We start from the raw sequence: 18035 nt of genomic DNA, 5'->3' as shown, positions 1-18035 counted from the left end.
TGGCGACCTGAAACAGACCGGGAAAACCTGCCCGCGGAACATCCGCCACCGAGAAAATGAGTCTAGCATAGGCCTCGGCCACCGACGTGAAGCGGACATGCGGGCGGGGGCTGCCGGTTTCAAGCCGCCTCGAGAAACCGATCGATCCGCGATAGCGCCTGCGTGGTCAAATCACTGCCATCGGCCGACAAGCTACGCAGTTCGGGTTCACCTCGAAGCCAGGTCAATTGGCGCTTGGCAAACTGCCGGCTCGCATAAATGCCGCGCCAGGTCATCGCCTCCACATCCTGCTTGCCGTCCAGGTAATCCCAGACCTGCCGATAGCCGACCGCCCGCATCGAGGGATGGTCCAGTCCAAGCCCCGGAATGTTGCGAAGAGCACGTACTTCGTCAACGAAGCCGGCCGCCAGCATGGCCCGAAACCGCTGCTCGATACGCCGGTGCAATATGTCCCGGTCCGGCGGCATCAGCGCCAGGTTGAGGAACCGCAGCCCGCGCGGCGGCTGCCGGCGGGTCTGCAATTTCGACAACGGCTGTCCGCTGATCCGGAACACCTCGAGGGCACGCTGGATACGTTGGCTGTCGTTCGGGTGAATCCGTGCCGCCGCCGCGGGATCGACCCCGGCCAGTTCACGATGCAGGTCTTCCCAACCACGACGCGCCGCCTCCTCGAGCAGCGCGCGGCGGACGTCCGGATCGGCGGCGGGCACATCCGACAGCCCGCTTCGCAGGGCGCGGAAATACAACATCGTTCCGCCCACCAGCAATGGAATACGGTCGCTGGAATGGCTGCGCCGGATGGCCTCCAGGGCGTCCTCCCGAAAGCGGGCCGCCGAGTAGGATTCCAGCGGATCACGGATATCGATCAGTTGATGCGGTGCCCGCGCCAGGACAGATGCCTCGGGCTTGGCGGTTCCGATATCCATGCCACGGAACACCATGGCCGAATCGACACTGATCAGATCCAGCGGCCGCAGCGCTGCCAGCGCCACCGCCAGATCGGTCTTGCCACTGGCGGTTGGCCCCATCAGGCAGATAACCGGTTTCCACGCCTCGCTCACGACCGCCTATACCTTACTGACCACGCAGGAACAGGCGATCCAGCGCCTGCATGTCGAGCTGGGTCCAGGTCGGCCGTCCGTGATTGCACTGGCCCGCATTCGGCGTGTTTTCCATATCCCGTAGCAGGGCATTCATTTCAGCCAGTTCCAGCTGCCGATTGGCACGCACCGATCCATGACAGGCCATGGTCGCCAGGATGTAGTTCAATCGCTCGGTCAGTCGCCGGGAGTCGCCTTCGGCCAGGATATCCGCCAGCACATCACGCACAAGCTGGGCCGCATCCGCCCCGCGCAATAGCGCCGGAAGTCCCCGCACCACCAGGGTCTCCGGCCCGCTGCGATCCACTTCCAGGCCGACGGCGGCGAAACTCTCGCATTGCGCTTCGGCCAGATCGGCCTCGGCCTGCGAGACCGCAAGACTGACCGGCGTCAGCAGGTTCTGCACCTGCACGCCCTGGGCCGCGTACTGCTGCTTCATCCGCTCATAGACAATCCGTTCGTGGGCGGCATGCATGTCCACCAGCACCAGTCCGGCCGGGTTCTCGGCCAGAATATAGACACCATGGATCTGGGCCAGGGCATAGCCCAGAGCCGGCACCGGGGAATCCGTCCGGGGCACTGCGTGCCCGTTGCTCTCCGGCTGCCGACCGGCCGATACCGGGCGGGGCGGCAGCGTGGCCGGGGCGTAACGCGCATCGGGCTCGCCAAGGGCCAGCCCAGAGGCCCTTGGTAGCGGGGCCGGGTCGCGCACCGGCGCCTGCCGGGGCCAGTCGTGTTCCACAGCGGACGGAACCGCCGGGCTGTCCTCGGCCACGGCCTGCGGGCGCACGCCGGCCAGCGCCTCGGACACGGTACGGAACACGAAATCGTAGATCAGACGTCCATCCCGGAACCGGACCTCGGATTTGGCCGGATGCACATTGACATCCACCTGTCCGGGATCGACCTGCAGGTACAGGACGTAGGTCGGGTGGCGCTCCTTGAACAGCACGTCCTGATAGGCCCGGCGCACCGCATGCGCCGCGCTGCGATCACGCACGGCGCGGCCGTTGACGAACAGGTATTGCATATCGGGCTGGCCACGGGAGGCAGTCGGCAGGCCGATCCAGCCGGTCAGACGGAGGTCGGTCGCTTCACGCTCCAGATACAGGGCCTGCTCGACAAAATTGCTGCCCAGCAGGCGGGCGAGTCGTTGTTCCCGTGCCGATTGATCCTGCGCCGCCGGCAGATCCAGCACCTGTCGCTGGTTATGCCGGAACTGCAGCGCCACATCGAAACGCGCCATCGCCAGTTTCCGCAGCAACTCCTGCACATGCCCGAACTCGGTGCGATCGGTGCGTAGGAAGCGGCGGCGTGCCGGCGTGTTGTAGAACAGATCCCGCACCTCCACGGTGGTACCCACCGGATGTGCCGCCGGCGCCACCTCGCCGTCCGGCTTGCCGCCGTCGCAATGCAAGCACCAACCGGCATCCGCTGCAGCCTCGCGCGAGGTCAGGCTGAGCCGTGATACCGAGGCGATACTGGGCAGGGCTTCGCCGCGAAAGCCGAGACTTGCGACCCGTTCGAGGTCATGCAGCGAGGCGATCTTGCTGGTGGCGTGACGTTGCAGCGCCAGCGCGAGTTCGTCGCGGCCCATGCCGGCACCGTCGTCCCGCACCTGTATCCGGTTGCGCCCTCCCGCGTCGAGATCCAGCTGTATGCGTGCCGCACCGGAATCCAGGCTGTTCTCCACCAGTTCCTTGACCACCGACGCGGGCCGCTCGACGACCTCGCCGGCGGCGATCTGATTGACCAGTTGATCGGGCAACAAACGGATTCGGGACATCGGCGCGCCAGGGCTGCGAACGAGCGTGAGGAACATCGGATTGACGCAGAGTATGCGTTATCGGGGGTGCCGCCGGCCAGCACACGGCGGCTCGATCAGAAACCGGCCGTCGATCCGTGTAATGCCCCCAGGGAAACACTGATTTATTCGCACGCCTGCGTTGGAGTCCGCATTTTCTCCGAGGCAAGGCGCGCTGCGCAGCGCCGCAGTCATTCTGCGGTCAAGCAGCGCAACGCAGCAATCGGGAAAAATGCGGCCCAACCCGAAGGGCCCGGCCGGTTTTGGCCCCTGGCTGTGTTGCGTCACCGGCCCGGTAGCTCTGGCTACCGAACCGGCACCGCGCCTTGCCAGATGACCAAAACCGGTCTCGGGCGCAGGCGCGAGAATAGATCCGTGTTTCCCCAGGGACCGAACCCTACTGCGGGATGCGCAGCGTGGTGCCCACCATGATGCGGTCGCCATTCAGGTCGTTGGCGCTGCGCAACTTCTGCACGCTGACCGAATGGCGGCGGGCAATGCCGCTCAGCGTCTCGCCGCTGCGAACCACGTGTTCACGCGCCTCGCTGTCCGCCGAGGAATTGGATGCCACCCGTACCGCGGGCTGATGCCGCTCGCGATAGCGAACCACGCCGTCGGCCACGGCGCGGGCCAGATTCCACTGGTGATCGGGGCTGCGCAGCTGGCGCTCCTCCACCGGATTGGAAATGAAGGCCAGTTCCACCAGCACCGACGGCATATCCAGCGACTGCAGGACCACGAAACCGGCCCGTTCCACGTCCCGCTTGTGAATCGGCCCCACATCGGCCAGGCCGGTCAACACCTCGGCCGCCAGTTCGATACTAGATTCCTGGGTCGAGGCGCGTGACAGGTCCACCAGCACGGATCGCACCAGATCATCCTTGTCGGAAAGCGACACACCGCCGATCAGGTCTGCGGCGTTCTCCCGCTGTGCGACGAGGCGGGCCGCCTGGGAACTGGCACCGGACTGCGACAGCGTGTAGACGGAAGACCCGCGCGGGCCGCCATTGGCCACCGCATCGGCATGCAGCGAAATGAAGATATCGGCCTGGTTGGAACGCGCCCGCTCGCGGCGTTCGGCAAGCGGCACGAAGGTATCGCTGTCCCGGATCAGCAACGGCCGCACACCCTCCTCCTTTTCCAGCAGGTAGGCCAGCTTCTTGCCCACCTCCAGCACCACATCCTTTTCCTGGGTGCCGCTGGGCCCGATCGCACCAGGGTCGCGGCCGCCATGTCCGGGATCGATCGCAACAACGAACTCGCGCCGCTCGGCCGACGCTGCCGAGCGTACGGTCTGCTGCGGCTGGCTCCTGCCTTCCTGATGGCGCAGGTCGATAACCAGGCGGTGCCCCTGGTCTCCATTCGGCTTGACCAGGAAACTCTGGGCGCGGCTGGCTTGCTTCAGGTCGAACACCAGGCGCAGCTCGCCGCCATCCCGATTGGCACTGCGCATGCCGCCGAGCACCCCACGCTGCGGGGCCCGCACCCCGTCGGCAAGCCGGGTGTCGCTCAGATCGATGACGACGCGATCCGGATCATCCAGGGTGAACAGCCGATGCTCCGCCTCGGCCGAGAGGTCGAGCACAACCCGTGTCTGATCGTCTTCCGACCAGACCCTCACATTGTCGACCGTGACGGCAGCCGATGCCGTGGCGATGACACCACAGCACAGACCGAGCACAACAAACAGATTGCGAGCCAGGATGGACACGACGAGCGCTCCTCGGGACAAGATGCTTCTTACGGTATACCGCGTCAGCCCGAAAAAGCAAGAAAAACGATGATTGGCAAGAGGATAGAAAAAAACTCCAGAATTTACTGAACGTCAGCTGAAGTGCCAGCCAGCCGCGCGAGGAGATTCAGTCCCTCCCGAGTCAGCGCCTGCACCGAGGCCATGCGGCCTTCATCCTGGTCACGCAGCGCAACAAGCAGATCCGCAGCCGGCAGCAGCTCACCGCCCTGCTCGGGCCACTCCACCAGGATCAGGTTGGCCTTGCCGACCTCCTCGCGCAGGCCGAGGTACTCCAGTTCCTCTGGGTCGGCCATCCGGTAAAGGTCCAGGTGCAGCACCCGCCTGCAGCCCAGGCTGTAGGGCTCCATCAGCGTGTAGGTGGGACTGCGCACCGGTCCGGCATGGTCCAACGCGCGCAACAGACCGCGCGCCAGGGTGGTCTTGCCGGCGCCGAGATCGCCCTGCAGGTGGATCACAATCGGCCGCTGGCCCAACGCCCTGGCGAGGTCCGCACCGAGGCGCTCGGTCGCGGCGGGGTCCGGCAGCAGCCGTTCCAGCGACGAGGCACTCATGTCTGAAGCAGGCCCCGGATGGCGGCCGGCAGATCCGACGCCACCATCCCGCGCACTCCGTCACGAGCGGCAAGTTGCTCACCGGCCTCGGCATGCGCTGCCACTGCCGCCCGGGCCGCCGCCCCGGGCGCCATACCGGCGGCCAGCAAGGCGCCGACGACGCCGCCCAGCACGTCGCCGGTGCCTCCCGTTGCCAACGCCGGGCTGCCACCATCACAGATGCAGGGCAACTCACCGGGGCTTTGCACTATGGTACCGGCCCCTTTCAGCACCACCACCGACTGCCAGCGCTCGGTCAGACGCGCCGCAGCCGCCAGCCGGTCGCGCTGGATCTCCGCCGTCGTGCAGCCCAGCAGGCGCGCTGCCTCCCCGGGGTGCGGCGTCATCACGGTGGGTCGCAGCAACCCCGGCTCCGCCGCCAGCAGGTTCAGCGCATCGGCATCCAGCACCAGCGAAACATCGTGCCCGGCAAGCGACGCGAGCAATTCCCGGGCCCACGTATCCTGGCCCAGGCCGGGGCCTGCCAGGACTACGTCGGTCCGCTGCAGCAGGGATTCGGGCACGCCACCGGTTTCCAGCGCATGCGCCATCAATTCCGGCTGGGCGGCGAGCAGCGCCGGCACATGTGCGCCACGTGTCAGCACCGAAACCAGGCCGGCACCTGCGCGCAGCGCACCCTTGCCGGCCAGCAGCGCTGCCCCACCCATTCCGTGATTGCCGCCGATGATCAGCAGGCGGCCGCTGTCACCCTTGTGGGCCCCCGTCGATCGCTCCGGCACTGTCGGTGCGCCATCGCCATGGCGGTATCGTCGGGCGACCGGATTGTCTGCGGTGCGCAGCGATTCCGGCAGTGCCAGATCGTGAAACCGCAGCCAGCCGCGACAGGCCGGGCCATCACCGGTAAACAGACCGGCCTTCAGTGCAATGAAGGTCACGGTCATGTCGGCACGCACGGCGGCACCCAGCACCTGGCCACTGCCGCCATGCAGGCCCGAGGGTATATCCACGGACAGGACAGGCTGCCCGGAGGCATTGATGGCTTCCACCGCCTGCAGCCATGCACCGCCCAGCGGGCGATCCAGCCCGGTACCGAACAGTGCATCGACAATCACGCCGTCGTCCGCCGGCGGGTTTGGTTCTGGTTCCGAACGCTGGCCACCTGCCGCCAGATATTCCTCGGCAACCGTGGCCGCATCACCCTGCAGCCGGGACAGATCGCCGAGCTGGTGCAGCGTCACCGCGAGCCCGTCAGCCAGCGCGGCACGGGCAATCACGTAACCATCCCCGCCGTTGTTTCCGGTGCCGCAATAGACGCGAAGCCGACGGGCATCCGGCCACTGCCGGCGCAATTCGCGGTACGCACAGCGGCCCGCGTTGCGCATCAACTCGAGGCCGGACACGCCGTGATCCTGGATCGCCCGGCGATCCATGTCGGCGACCTGATCCGGACGGAACAGTGCATCTGGCAGTGCGGTCATGGGCCGCAGTATGACGAACCGGCGCGTGTGAAGGAATGCGTGTTTCCGTAAGCTGTGGTCCATGACGGATCTCAGCGACACATCTCCAGCCGCGATGCGGGATCTGACCCGGCAGATCCGGACCTGGGCCCGCGAACTCGGGTTTCAGCAGGTCGGCATCAGCGACGGCGCCCTGCCGGAGGCAGAACGGCATCTGGCTGACTGGCTGGACGCCGGTTACCACGGCGACATGGACTACATGCGGCATCACGGCAGCAAACGCAGCCGGGTGACCGAACTGGTTCCAGGAACCCGGCGCGTCATCTCCGTGCGCATGGACTACCTGCCGGCGCCGGCGGCCGACCCCGGCGAGACCCTGGCGAATCCCGAGCGCGCCTTCATCGCCCGTTACGCGCTGGGCCGGGATTACCACAAACTGATGCGCAAGCGGTTGCAACGGCTGGCAGACCGAATCCGCGAAACGCATGGCGCATTCGGCTATCGCGCAATCGTCGACAGCGCGCCGGCCATGGAAAAACCCCTGGCGGCAAAGGCCGGACTGGGCTGGATTGGCAAGCACACGCTGCTGCTCAACCGGCATGCCGGATCCTGGTTCTTCCTGGGCGAATTGCTGACCGATCTGCCGCTACCGGTGGACGCGCCGGTCAGCAATCATTGCGGCAGCTGCAGCGCCTGCATGCAGATCTGCCCCACGCAAGCGATCATCGCGCCATACGTGCTGGATGCCCGACGCTGCATCGCCTATTTCACCATCGAATCCCACGAGGCGATCCCGCCGGAGCTGCGCCCGGCAATGGGCAACCGGGTGTTCGGCTGCGATGATTGCCAGATGGTCTGTCCGTGGAACCGCTACGCGCAATTCTCCGCTGAGCCGGATTTCGCACCACGGCATGGCCTGGATACGGCGAGCCTGAGGCGCCTGTTCGGCTGGACCGAGGACACCTTCCTGGCGCGCACGGAGGGGTCGGCCATTCGCCGGCTTGGACATGTGCGCTGGTTGCGCAACCTGGCAGTGGCACTGGGTAACGCGGCGCCCAGCGAGGCAGTTCGCGAGGCGCTGCGCCAGCGGCTGGACCACCCCTCGGAAATGGTCCGGGAGCATGTGCGCTGGGGCCTTGATCAACAGATGGGAAGCGAGCAATGACGCAAGCAGATGCACCCTTGACCGGCCTCCGTGTGGCACTGGCCGAAAGCCGTGAGCTGGACCTGTTTGCGGACATGCTCAGGTGCCGGGGCGCAGAGACACTGCGGTGCCCGTTGGTGACGATTCGCGACACACCGGACAGGGCTGCGGTCGAGGCCTGGTTGCAGCGTTTCATCCAGCAACGCCCGGACTGGCTGATTCTGCTCACCGGCGAGGGGCTCAGACGGTTGAACGGCTTCGCCGAGCGGGCCGGCTTGCTGGACGCCTTTCATGAGGCACTGGCCACTACGCCAACGCTGACGCGCGGGCCGAAACCCGGCCGGGCCCTCCGGCCCCTGGACCTGAAACCCCATCTGCTGGCTGAATCACCGACCACGGCCGGCGTGATTCGCTCTCTGCAGACACTGGAACTCGATGGAGCGCGGGTTGCCGTGCAATTGTACGGTCAGGAGCCGAATCCCGCCCTGATGCAGGCGCTGCTGGACGCCGGCGCCGAGGCGGACCCGGTGTCACCTTACATCTACACGGACGATCTGGACGATCCGGCGGTGTTGACCCTGCTGGATCGGCTGCGCGACGGCGAGGTGGACTGCATCGCCTTCACCAGCAAATCGCAGGTCAGCCGCCTGTTCACGGTGGCGGAGCATGCGGGCCGAGTCGGGGAACTGCGCCAGGCATTGTCCCGCGTGCTGCTGGCCTCGATCGGGCCGGTGGTCACCGATGCCCTGGCGCGGCACGGGATCAGCGCCGACCTGCAACCCGAACAGAGCTATTTCATGAAACCGCTGGTACGGGAACTGATTGCCGCCCGGCGCGGCGGCCGAGCGGCGGCAACACCATCGGATTGAAGCGGGAGGGTTTCAGGCAACCTGCAGCGGGATCTCGCTACGGGTACCGGTGATCCGGTTATCGCCATCGCAATACACCAGACGCGGCCGGAAATCGGCCAGTTCGGTTTCGTCCACCTGAGCGTAGGCGCAAATGATGACCCGGTCGCCGGCACTGGCCTTATGGGCCGCGGCACCGTTCATCGAGATCATGCGGGAGCCTGTTTCGCCACGGATCGCATAGGTCGTGAAACGCTCGCCGTTGGTCAGATTGTAGACTTGGATCTGTTCATACTCCAGCAGTCCGGCGGTATCCATCAGCTCGGCATCAATCGCACAGGAACCCTCGTAATCCAGTTCTGTCTGGGTCACACAGGCCTGATGGAGCTTACCTTTGAGCATGGTCAACTGCATGGGACTATCCTCGATCTTTTCTGCAGTGCGGCATGGTATGCCCTGCCGTCGTTGGGAAGCAACAGCGCAGGGACCCTCGTTCAGCGTGGCCGCTGGAACTCGAGATTGTCGATCAGGCGGGTTTCGCCCAGCCGGGCCGCGGCAAGCACGACCAGATCCCGGTCTTCGGCCCCCGGCACCCGCAGATCCCGCTGGCAACGGATGCTGACGTAATCCGGGCGCATTCCGGCAGCAATCAAGGTCTCGCGACCACGCTGTTCCAGCGCCGCCAGATCGCCTTCTCCGGCTTTCATCGCAGCTGCCAGCTCGCCGAGCACCCGGTAAAGGCGGGGTGCTTGTCGCCGCTCGGCCTGATTCAGGTAGCGATTGCGCGAACTCAAGGCCAATCCGTCTGCCTCACGCACGGTCGCGCCGGCCTCGATCGCGACCGGCACATCCAGGTCACGGACCATGCGCCGGATCACCTGCAACTGCTGGTAATCCTTGCGCCCGAACACGGCCACCTCGGGCTGCACCAGATTCAGCAGCTTCAGGACCACGGTGGCAACGCCGGTGAAATGCCCGGGCCGGCTGGCGCCGCAGAGAATATCCGACAGCCCGCCGACCTGGACCTGTGAGGCCAGCTCCGGACCATCCGGATACAGCACGGCGGTACCCGGCGCGAAAACCTGCAGGGGCCGACCCAGACCCGCCAGCGCTTCCAGGTCGGCGTCCAGCGTGCGCGGATAGCGGTCGAAATCCTCGCCCGGCCCGAACTGCAGCGGATTGACGAAAATGCTGACCACGACTTCGTCGGCACATTGTGCGGCCAGCCGGACCAGCTCCAGGTGCCCGGCATGAAGGTTGCCCATGGTCGGCACCAGGGCAAGGCGAGCGCCACCGCGACGCAGGCGACGCAATGCCGCGCGCAGCGAGTCCGCATCACGCAGCACCAGCGGCTTACTGGAAGCAGTGCTCGGCTGCCGGGAACTCGGCGTTGCGAACGGCATCGGCATAGCGCGCAAGAGCCTCCTGAATACTACTGGCATCCAGCATGAAATTACGCACGAATCGCGGTGCCCGGCCGGGTGTCAAACCAAGCATGTCGTGCAGTACAAGAATCTGGCCATCGATATCCGGACCGGCGCCAATGCCGATCACCGGCAAGCGGATTTCGCGGCGAATGCGGCCGGCAAGTTCCACCGGCACGCATTCGAGCAGCAGCAGGTCGGCCCCTGCCTGCTGCAGCGCCAGGGCATCCTGGCACATGCGTTCCGCCGTTCCGGCCTCGCGCCCCTGCACCCGATAGCCGCCAAGCTTGTGCACCGACTGTGGCCGCAGACCGAGATGGGCGCACACGGGTATGCCGTTCTCCGCAAGCCGACGCACGACCTCCGCCTGTTCCTGGCCACCCTCGAGCTTGACCATCTGCGCGCCGCCCTCCTTCATCAGCCGGCCGGCATTGCGCAGCGCCTCGTCCGGACTGATATGGCTCATGAACGGCATGTCCACCATCAACACGGCACGCTCCAGTCCCGCCGCGGTGCACCGGGAATGGTAGATCATCTCGTCCATGGTCACCGGCAGAGTCGTGTCGTGCCCTTGCACCACCATGCCCAGGGAATCACCGACCAGAACCAGGTCCACGCCTGCCTCATCCAAAGCGCGCGCGAAACTGAAATCGTAGGCGGTCAGCGCCACGATGGGTTCCGCTCGCTGCTTCATCGCAGCAAGCGAGGCAACGGTGAGTGGGCGACGGGGCGACGACTGTGTCATGCGGGACTCCGTGTCAGACCCTGGACCAGGCCGGGGCTCGGCCGGCGGAAGCGCATAGTGGATGCGGTTATAGGGTTTTTCAAGCGATGTCCGGGTGCCGCGGGAAACGCCGACTCAAGGCCGTGCCAGAGGCCGAAAGCGTTTCCGGTTCCTCGGGGCGGTTACAGATCCTGTCGGGAGATCCGGATTTCAGCGTCTCATCACAACGCAATCGGTGACGGATTGAAGAAGTGGCGCCCGGGCTGCAGATCCAGCACCCGCTCCAGCAACTGCCGGTAATCGGCATCATTGCCCACCAGATCGATCTCGGCGGCGTTGACGATCAGCAGCGGCGCCTGCTCGTAATGATAGAAAAATTCAACGTAGGCATCACACAGGCGAGACAGATAGTCCACGCTGATGCGTTGCTCATAGCTGATACCGCGGTGCCGGATGCGCTCCAGCAGCACTTCCACCGGGGCCTGAAGGTAGATCACCAGGTCCGGCGTCACCAGGTCCACGGCCAGGGCGTCATGGACCTTGCGATACAGGTGGTATTCCTCCGACCGCAGCGTCAACTGGGCGAACAAGCGATCCTTTTCGAACAGGAAATCCGCGACGCGCGTGGCCGAGAACAGGTCGCTTTGACGCAAGCGGCCCAGTTGCTCGGCACGCTGCATCAGGAAATACATCTGGGTGGCAAACGCGGCATCGCGCGGATTCTGGTAATAGCGTTCGAGAAACGGATTCTCGTCAGCACCCTCCAGCAGCAGGTCGCTGGCGAAGCTCTCGGCCAGGCGGCGCGCGAGGCTGGTCTTGCCGACGCCGATCGGGCCTTCAACGACGATGTACGATGCAGCCAGGTTGCGGTCTTCCATTCCTGTCATCCTGCGTCCAGCCAAACCAGGTCCGTTCGCTGCAGCCCCTGGGCCTCGACCCGGTCCCGCAATGATTGAACGGCGCCCAGGCCGGGAATGTCGAGATCCGGCGCCAGATCCGCCAATGGGTAAAGCACGAACTCCCGCTGCCCGATCCCGGGGTGCGGCACTGTCAGCACCGGATCGCCGATCTGCTCCGAACCATACAACAGAATATCCAGATCAAGGGTGCGCTCACCCCAGTGCCGCCGCCGTACCCGCCCGTGCTGCTGTTCAATGGACTGCAATTCACGCAGCAGCTCATGTGGCCCCAGCACCGTCTCCAGGACAACAACGGCGTTCAGGTAGTCGGGCTGGTCGCGCGGCCCCATGGGCGCGCTGCGATAAATCGGTGAGCTGTCACGCAGGCGGCTGCCCGGCAGGCTGGCCAGCGACAGACGGGCGCGTGACAACTGCCGGTGAGGATCATCCAGATTGCTGCCCAGGCCGATAAAGGCCACCAGCCGATCGCTCATGCCTGGGGCCTGGTGCGCGGCCGCCGCCGACGCCGGCGGCGCCTGACCGGCGGCTCTTCCAGCTTGCCTTCGGCAACCGGACCGCCGGCCGAGGTTTGGCGATCCGTCCAGATCTGGGCAAGCCCAGTCTCGACCTCGCCGGCCTCGGCACGCAGCAACAGGAAGTCGTAGGCAGCGCGAAACCGGGGATGCGACAACAGCCGCATTGCACGCTTGCCCCTGGGGCGCTCCAGGCGCGCCTGCAACAACAGCATTTCCCGCATCGGGATACTGAACCGCTTGGGCAGCGAGACGCGTTGCAACTGCTGCACCAGGGCATCGCTGGAGGCCTCCTGCAGCTCGTCGGCGGCCAGCGGCTCTGTGACATCGTCACCACGATCCATCCGCCGCATGATGGCGGGCCACAACAGCGCTGCAAACAGGAAGGCCGGCGTCACCGGCTTGTCCTCGGCAATACGCTGGTCGGTATTCTCAATTGCACGCATCACGAAGCGTTCCCAGATGGGAACCATTGAGGCCTCCGAGGTCAACGCGGCCTCGGTCTCGGGGAACAGGTACCCGAGCAACTGATAGCGGCGGAGCAACTGGTAGGTCGCGACACCATGCCCGCCCATCAACAGCTTCAACACCTCCTCGAACAAGCGCGCCTGCGGAATATGTTCGAGCATGCCGGCCATTTCCGGGATCGGCGCGGCGGTAGCCTCGTCAAGGCGAAAGCCCAGCTTGGCGGCGAAACGCACCGCGCGCAGCATGCGCACCGCGTCCTCGCGATAACGCGCCTCCGGGTCGCCGATCAGCCGCAGCACGCCGGCGTCCAGGTCCGGCATGCCATCGGCAAAATCCACAATCGAGAAGTCGGCGATGTTGTAGTAGAGCGAATTGATCGTGAAATCCCGCCGCATGGCGTCTTCTTCGACGGTGCCGTAGACATTGTCCCGCAGCACGCGGCCGTCCTCGATCTTGACGTCACCATCGACATCGTCGCCGTTGCCGTCGTGCAGAGCCCGGAACGTCGCGACCTCGATAATCTCGCGGCCAAAATGCACATGCGCCAGGCGAAAGCGACGGCCGATCAGGCGACAGTTGCGGAACAACTCGCGGACATCCTCCGGGTGCGCATCGGTGGCAACATCGAAATCCTTCGGCTCCCGCCCCAGATAGAGGTCGCGCACACCGCCGCCGACCAGATACGCCTGGTAGCCCGCGTTCTTCAGCCGGTAGAGAACCTTCAGGGCGTTGTCACTGATGCTGGCACGGGAAACTGGATGATCCGACCGGGGGATGACGCGAGCCTTCGGCAGCGGCGTTGGAAGCTGTTCTTGCGTCACGGGGATCCATGCTTGAGAGGTCTTTGACTGACCGTATAATACCATTCGCCTGAAGGCCCTGCAGACCAGGTGGGTCAGGCTTTTCAGGCCCCTTGCGGACAACCGGCGCGCGCTTCCCTGTGAAATCAAACTGCTCTCCTGCCAGAACCTTGAAATACCATGCCTGATACAGCCCCGGTAACCGGTTTTCCCCGCGGTGGCCTGTTGCGCCGTCTCGGTGCCCTGATCTACGACACGCTGCTGCTGGCCTCGGTCTGGATGATCGGGACGGCGGTATTGTTACCGTTAACCGGCGGCGAAGCCATCGAGGGTGTTTGGCGTCCCCTGTTTCAGCTGTATCTCGCCGGCCTGAGCTTCGGCTTCTTCGCCCTGTTCTGGGTCCGCGGTGGTCAGACCCTGGGGATGAAGGCCTGGCGGCTCCGCGTGCAGCGGCCGGATGGTACCGGCCTGACGCTGACGGATGCACTGCGCCGCTTCCTGTTTGCAATTCCCGCCGTGCTGCTCGGCGGCATCGGTCTGTTCTGGCTGCTGTTCGACCGCGACCGGCTGGCCCTGCATGACCGGCTGAGCAGCACCGAAGTGGTCCTGATACCGGCCCGCTGAGGCCTGCAGTTGCCAGCTCAGCGAACCCGTGCCGTCGCCACCAGGGCGACAACGAGAAACAGCAGGGTCGGCAGCAGGGCGCTGAGCGACGGCGGCAGACCGTAGACCAGCCCGATATGGTTCAGCAAGCGATTCGCCAGGTAGAAGGCAATGCCCAGCATGATGCCGACGAAAATCCGCTGTCCGGCACCCACCGAACGCAATGAGCCGAACACCAGCGGGATTGTCAGCAGGAGCATGGTCAGCGTGGCGATCGGCGTCACCAGCTTGAGCCAGAACGCCAGCCGATACTGTTCGCTCTCCAGCTCATTGGCATCCAGGTAGGCGATGTAGGTCAGTAGATCGCGCACCGACAGCGTGGTCGGGTCCACCACCACCACGTCGAGAATGTCCGGGGTCAATCCGCCGGACCAGACTGCCTCATCCTCGCGCTGGCTCTCTACACCGCGCTCTCTGAACGACTCGATACGCACATCACGCAGCGCCCAGTCGCCAGCCTCCAGGTGCCGCGCCTGCGCCGCCGACGTCACCTTGCTCAGGCGGTGCTCGCCATCGAACTCATAGATGCTGAGATCCTGCAATTCGGTGGCGCTGCCGGCCCGCCCCACCTGCACGAAACGGCGACCGTCCCTTACCCAGAAGCCCTCGTCACTGAGCATTGCGACGTCACCGCCGCGGGCCTGGGCACGAATATCACTCGCCATGCGTTCCGCCGGCGGCGCCACCAGTTCACCCAACAGTGCGGCCAGCAGGGCCAGCATCAGACCGGCCAAGGCAACTGCGCGCCCGATTCCAAGCACCGAGACACCTGCAGCCCGCATGACCACAAGCTCGCTGCGTGCCGCCATGCCGCCAAGGGTCATCAGGCTGCCGATCAGGGTCGCCACCGGAAACGCCTCGTAAGCCCGCTGCGGCGCACTCAGGGCCACATACACCAGGGCCTGCAAGGCAGAATAATCGTCGCTGATGTCAGCGCTTTCCTCGACAAAGGAGAAAACCAGTTCCAGCGAGACAAAGATCACCAGCACCACCAGAGAACCGGCGATCACCGCCCGGGCGATGTAACGGTCAAGGATTCCCGGCCAAAGCCTCACGATCGCCTCCGTCGGCGGAAACCACCCGCCTGGTGCCAGAGCATCGCCAGACCAACACCGACCGCAAGCAGATGAGCAGGCCAGAGCCCGGCCTGGCGCGGCAATGCGCCATCCTCGAGCCAGCCCTGCGTGACCGTGAGCCCGTTGGAATAAACCGCATAGATCAGCACAGCCAGCAACAGGCGGCCATACCGGCCGTCGCGCGGCGACCCTCGACTCAGGGGAATGGCGATGAAGCCGAGCACCAGCGCCATCACCGGCATCGCCAGCCGCCAGTGCAACTCGGCATGCTCCCGCGGATCACTGGCACCGATCAGTTCGCGGGTGGCCATGCCGTCACGCCGGGTACTGACGTCGGGCGGTTCGCCTTCACTGATTCTCGCGCCATGGCGGCCGAAGCTGGTGAGTCGCCAGTCGGACTGGCCGGGGATGCCGTCGTAGCGGTAACCGTCCTTCAGCACCAGGATCTGGTCGCCACTCTCGGCGTCCACCTCGATGCGCCCACGTTCGGATCGAATCAGGGTCTGCTCACGTTCGCCGTCGATGGAAAGGAAAACGTCACGCATCTCCTCGCCATCGCTGCTGAATCCCTCGATGTAGATCATGCCGTCGCCGCGCGAGGACTGCAGGAAGCGACCAGGGCGAATCGCCTGCACCTCCACCGCTTCACGGGCCGTTTGCTCGGCGACCCGCCCCTCCCGTGCGGCCCAGGGCTGGACGTCGAAGGCCAGCCAGGACACCAGCAGGGTCAGCGGAATCAGCAACAGGATCAGCGCCTTGTAGAGCTCCCGCGGCCCGATACCGCAAGCCCCCAATGCAGCCATCTCGCTATCCCGGTTGAGGCGACCTAGTGCCAGGATGACGCCGAGGAAGAAGCTGCCGGGTAGCACCAGCGCCGTGTAACTCAGCGCCTTGTAGCCCATCAGCACCAGCACCATGTCGCCAGGCAGGTTACCCGCGGCCGCCTCACCGAGATAACGGACCAGCCGGTTGACGAACAACACGACCACCAGCACCGCGGTGACCGCGAGCCAGGCCAGGCCAATCTCGCGGATCAGGTAACGGCTGACGATCGACAGCTTCAGGCTTTCCGGCAAGGCACGGACCTCGGACTGAATCGGCTCTGGGTCAATACTGTCTGCACTGCAGTATCGGGGCGCAAGGGGCGCCTGTTTCGCCCCTTGCGGCGGGAATACTTTACACTTCGGCCTGGCGCCGGCCGCTGCGGAATACCTCGGGGTATCCACCGCGCGGCCACAGCATACCAGTCGGCCGCCACGTCGGGCGGTACGCATCACGCAACGAGGAGATTGTCATGGAGTATCTGGTCAAGAGTGGCAAGCCGGAAGGCCAGCGCACCGGTTGCCTGGTACTCGGTGTGTTCGACAAGCGCCGCCTCAGCGAGGCCGCCAGCCAAGTCGATGCCGCGAGCCAGGGGCAACTCACTGCCATTCTGGGCAAGGGTGACATGGACGGTGCTGCCGGCCAGAGCCTGCTGCTGCACGGGATCCCGGGCGTGAGCGCCGAACGCGTCCTGTTGCTGGGGCTCGGCAAGGAGAAGGAACTCACCGAGCGCGCCTACCGCCAGGCCCTGCAGACCATGTTCCGGGTACTGTCGGCCAGCGGTGCCCGCGATGTCCTGTGCGCCCTCGGAGAAACTGCGCCCAAGGGCCGCGACCGGAACTGGGCGATCCGCGACGCCGTGCAGCAGGTGGAAACGCTGCTGTACCGCTTTGACACCTGCAAGAGCAAGAAAGGCAATTCGCTGCCGAATGCGAAGAAGATCACCTTCCTGGTTCCCGGCACCGCGGATGTTGCGCCGGCACGCGATGCCTGCAAGTTCGGCCTGGCCACGGGCCGGGGCATGAATCTGGCGCGCGAGCTGGGCGACCTGCCCGGCAATATCTGCACCCCGGTCTACCTGGCCGAGCAGGCGAAAAAGCTGGGCAAGCGTTTCAAGACGCTGAGTGTCGAGGCCCTGGATGAAAAGGCAATGGAAAAGCTCGGCATGGGCTCGCTGCTTTCCGTGGGGCACGGCAGCCGCCAGGAGTCCCGACTGATCGTCATGCAGTACAAGGGCGGCGGCAAGAATGCAGACACCCATGTTCTGGTCGGCAAGGGCATCACCTTCGACACCGGCGGGATTTCGCTCAAGCCCGGCGCAGCCATGGACGAGATGAAATTCGACATGTGCGGTGCGGCCAGCGTGTTCGGCACCGTGCAGGCTGTGGCGGAGCTGGAACTGCCGATCAACCTGGTGGGCATTGTACCGTCTGCGGAGAACATGCCGGACGGCATCGCCACCAAACCCGGCGACATCATTACCAGCATGTCCGGGCAGACCATTGAGGTGCTGAACACCGACGCCGAGGGCCGCCTGGTCCTGTGTGATGCGCTGACCTACGCCGAACGCTTCAAACCTGTCAGTGTGGTGGATATCGCGACCCTCACCGGTGCCTGCATCATCGCCCTGGGCCATCACAAGCACGGCCTAATGAGCAACAACACGGCTGTTGCCAACAAACTGCTGGCGGCTGGCAAGGCCGCAGCCGACGAGGCCTGGCAACTGCCGCTGGGTGAGGAATACGACGAGCAGCTGAAGAGCAACTTTGCCGACATGGCGAATATCGGCGGCCGCTCGGCGGGCACCATCACCGCCGCCCAGTTCCTCGCGCGTTTCACCGGCAAGTACAAATGGGCGCATCTGGATATCGCCGGCACGGCCTGGAAATCCGGTGATCAGAAAGGCGCCACCGGTCGCCCGGTGCCGCTGCTGGTGCAGTACCTGAAAGATCGGGCCGGAGCCTGAACG

General features: G+C 65.3%; 17 protein-coding genes. 4 read left to right on the top strand and 13 right to left on the bottom strand.

Annotated elements, in window-relative coordinates; translation table 11 throughout:
• Positions 1-119 precede the first annotated feature (119 nt).
• The 5 genes from miaA to M0534_RS07230 all read right to left on the bottom strand — a co-directional run bounded on the left by miaA (position 120) and on the right by M0534_RS07230 (position 6686).
• Positions 120-1028 (bottom strand): tRNA (adenosine(37)-N6)-dimethylallyltransferase MiaA, encoded by a 909-nt coding sequence (miaA, locus tag M0534_RS07250; protein ID WP_248567775.1) that lies wholly within the window; start codon positions 1026-1028, stop codon positions 120-122.
• Between the two features lie 46 nt (positions 1029-1074).
• On the bottom strand, positions 1075-2886 hold the full coding sequence (mutL, locus tag M0534_RS07245) for a DNA mismatch repair endonuclease MutL (RefSeq protein ID WP_248567741.1): 1812 nt from the start codon (positions 2884-2886) through the stop codon (positions 1075-1077).
• A 415-nt stretch (positions 2887-3301) separates the two neighbouring features.
• Complete coding sequence (locus tag M0534_RS07240) at positions 3302-4615, bottom strand: N-acetylmuramoyl-L-alanine amidase (protein WP_248567740.1); 1314 nt, start codon at positions 4613-4615, stop codon at positions 3302-3304.
• Between the two features lie 104 nt (positions 4616-4719).
• Complete coding sequence (tsaE, locus tag M0534_RS07235; protein WP_248567739.1) at positions 4720-5208, bottom strand: tRNA (adenosine(37)-N6)-threonylcarbamoyltransferase complex ATPase subunit type 1 TsaE; 489 nt, start codon at positions 5206-5208, stop codon at positions 4720-4722.
• Positions 5205-6686 (bottom strand): NAD(P)H-hydrate dehydratase, encoded by a 1482-nt coding sequence (locus tag M0534_RS07230; protein ID WP_248567738.1) that lies wholly within the window; start codon positions 6684-6686, stop codon positions 5205-5207. Before M0534_RS07230 ends, tsaE begins: the two co-directional genes overlap by 4 nt.
• 61 nt (positions 6687-6747) lie before the next feature.
• On the opposite strand from M0534_RS07230, the gene queG reads away from it, so the two are divergent.
• Both queG and M0534_RS07220 read left to right on the top strand, forming a co-directional pair.
• Entirely contained in the window at positions 6748-7830 is a 1083-nt protein-coding gene (gene queG, locus M0534_RS07225; protein WP_248567737.1) for a tRNA epoxyqueuosine(34) reductase QueG, read from the top strand.
• A complete protein-coding gene (locus M0534_RS07220; protein ID WP_248567736.1) occupies positions 7827-8678 on the top strand; it encodes a uroporphyrinogen-III synthase in 852 nt (283 codons plus the stop codon). The genes queG and M0534_RS07220 overlap by 4 nt, the downstream gene beginning before the upstream one ends.
• Before the next feature lie 12 nt (positions 8679-8690).
• Here M0534_RS07220 and panD read toward each other — a convergent pair whose 3' ends face one another.
• From panD to pcnB, 6 genes are all read right to left on the bottom strand, one after another.
• Positions 8691-9071 carry an aspartate 1-decarboxylase gene (gene panD, locus M0534_RS07215; RefSeq protein ID WP_248567735.1) on the bottom strand — a complete coding sequence of 127 codons (381 nt, stop codon included), beginning with the start codon at positions 9069-9071 and terminating at the stop codon, positions 8691-8693.
• Positions 9072-9151: 80 nt separating this feature from the next.
• The gene (panC, locus tag M0534_RS07210; protein ID WP_248567774.1) at positions 9152-10060 is read right to left on the bottom strand and encodes a pantoate--beta-alanine ligase; all 909 of its coding nucleotides are present in this window, start codon (positions 10058-10060) and stop codon (positions 9152-9154) included.
• A complete protein-coding gene (panB, locus tag M0534_RS07205) occupies positions 10011-10826 on the bottom strand; it encodes a 3-methyl-2-oxobutanoate hydroxymethyltransferase (RefSeq protein ID WP_248567734.1) in 816 nt (271 codons plus the stop codon). Before panB ends, panC begins: the two co-directional genes overlap by 50 nt.
• Positions 10827-11026: 200 nt before the next feature.
• The gene (locus tag M0534_RS07200; protein WP_248567733.1) at positions 11027-11683 is read right to left on the bottom strand and encodes a deoxynucleoside kinase; all 657 of its coding nucleotides are present in this window, start codon (positions 11681-11683) and stop codon (positions 11027-11029) included.
• A gap of 5 nt (positions 11684-11688) precedes the next feature.
• On the bottom strand, positions 11689-12198 hold the full coding sequence (folK, locus tag M0534_RS07195; protein ID WP_248567732.1) for a 2-amino-4-hydroxy-6-hydroxymethyldihydropteridine diphosphokinase: 510 nt from the start codon (positions 12196-12198) through the stop codon (positions 11689-11691).
• Complete coding sequence (gene pcnB, locus M0534_RS07190) at positions 12195-13526, bottom strand: polynucleotide adenylyltransferase PcnB (RefSeq protein WP_248567731.1); 1332 nt, start codon at positions 13524-13526, stop codon at positions 12195-12197. The genes folK and pcnB overlap by 4 nt, the downstream gene beginning before the upstream one ends.
• 159 nt (positions 13527-13685) lie before the next feature.
• Between pcnB and M0534_RS07185 the strand changes: the two genes are divergently transcribed.
• Positions 13686-14129: an RDD family protein gene (locus tag M0534_RS07185; protein WP_248567730.1), complete on the top strand. Its 444-nt coding sequence runs from the start codon at positions 13686-13688 to the stop codon at positions 14127-14129.
• Positions 14130-14146: 17 nt separating this feature from the next.
• Here the strand turns inward: M0534_RS07185 and lptG are convergent, their stop codons facing one another.
• Together lptG and lptF are read right to left on the bottom strand one after the other, a co-directional pair.
• On the bottom strand, positions 14147-15223 hold the full coding sequence (lptG, locus tag M0534_RS07180) for an LPS export ABC transporter permease LptG (RefSeq protein WP_248567729.1): 1077 nt from the start codon (positions 15221-15223) through the stop codon (positions 14147-14149).
• A complete protein-coding gene (lptF, locus tag M0534_RS07175) occupies positions 15220-16320 on the bottom strand; it encodes an LPS export ABC transporter permease LptF (RefSeq protein ID WP_248567728.1) in 1101 nt (366 codons plus the stop codon). The genes lptG and lptF overlap by 4 nt, the downstream gene beginning before the upstream one ends.
• Before the next feature lie 218 nt (positions 16321-16538).
• Between lptF and M0534_RS07170 the strand changes: the two genes are divergently transcribed.
• Entirely contained in the window at positions 16539-18032 is a 1494-nt protein-coding gene (locus M0534_RS07170) for a leucyl aminopeptidase (protein WP_248567727.1), read from the top strand.
• Positions 18033-18035: the final 3 nt, after the last annotated feature.

It is taken from the genome of Methylonatrum kenyense (assembly GCF_023195885.1).
In the GTDB taxonomy this organism is placed as follows: Bacteria; Pseudomonadota; Gammaproteobacteria; order Nitrococcales; family Aquisalimonadaceae; genus Methylonatrum; species Methylonatrum kenyense.
This window is presented reverse-complemented; position numbering and strand designations above follow the sequence as displayed.

Coding starts and splice junctions, on each gene's coding strand:
- M0534_RS07200 (WP_248567733.1), bottom strand. CDS start 11,683: ATGGAAGACCGCAACCTGGCTGCATCGTACATCGTCGTTGAAGGCCCG.
- panB (WP_248567734.1), bottom strand. CDS start 10,826: ATGACACAGTCGTCGCCCCGTCGCCCACTCACCGTTGCCTCGCTTGCT.
- queG (WP_248567737.1), top strand. CDS start 6,748: ATGACGGATCTCAGCGACACATCTCCAGCCGCGATGCGGGATCTGACC.
- tsaE (WP_248567739.1), bottom strand. CDS start 5,208: ATGAGTGCCTCGTCGCTGGAACGGCTGCTGCCGGACCCCGCCGCGACC.
- M0534_RS07185 (WP_248567730.1), top strand. CDS start 13,686: ATGCCTGATACAGCCCCGGTAACCGGTTTTCCCCGCGGTGGCCTGTTG.
- panD (WP_248567735.1), bottom strand. CDS start 9,071: ATGCAGTTGACCATGCTCAAAGGTAAGCTCCATCAGGCCTGTGTGACC.
- panC (WP_248567774.1), bottom strand. CDS start 10,060: ATGCCGTTCGCAACGCCGAGTTCCCGGCAGCCGAGCACTGCTTCCAGT.
- miaA (WP_248567775.1), bottom strand. CDS start 1,028: ATGGGGCCAACCGCCAGTGGCAAGACCGATCTGGCGGTGGCGCTGGCA.
- M0534_RS07170 (WP_248567727.1), top strand. CDS start 16,539: ATGGAGTATCTGGTCAAGAGTGGCAAGCCGGAAGGCCAGCGCACCGGT.
- M0534_RS07220 (WP_248567736.1), top strand. CDS start 7,827: ATGACGCAAGCAGATGCACCCTTGACCGGCCTCCGTGTGGCACTGGCC.
- folK (WP_248567732.1), bottom strand. CDS start 12,198: ATGAGCGATCGGCTGGTGGCCTTTATCGGCCTGGGCAGCAATCTGGAT.
- M0534_RS07230 (WP_248567738.1), bottom strand. CDS start 6,686: ATGACCGCACTGCCAGATGCACTGTTCCGTCCGGATCAGGTCGCCGAC.
- mutL (WP_248567741.1), bottom strand. CDS start 2,886: ATGTCCCGAATCCGTTTGTTGCCCGATCAACTGGTCAATCAGATCGCC.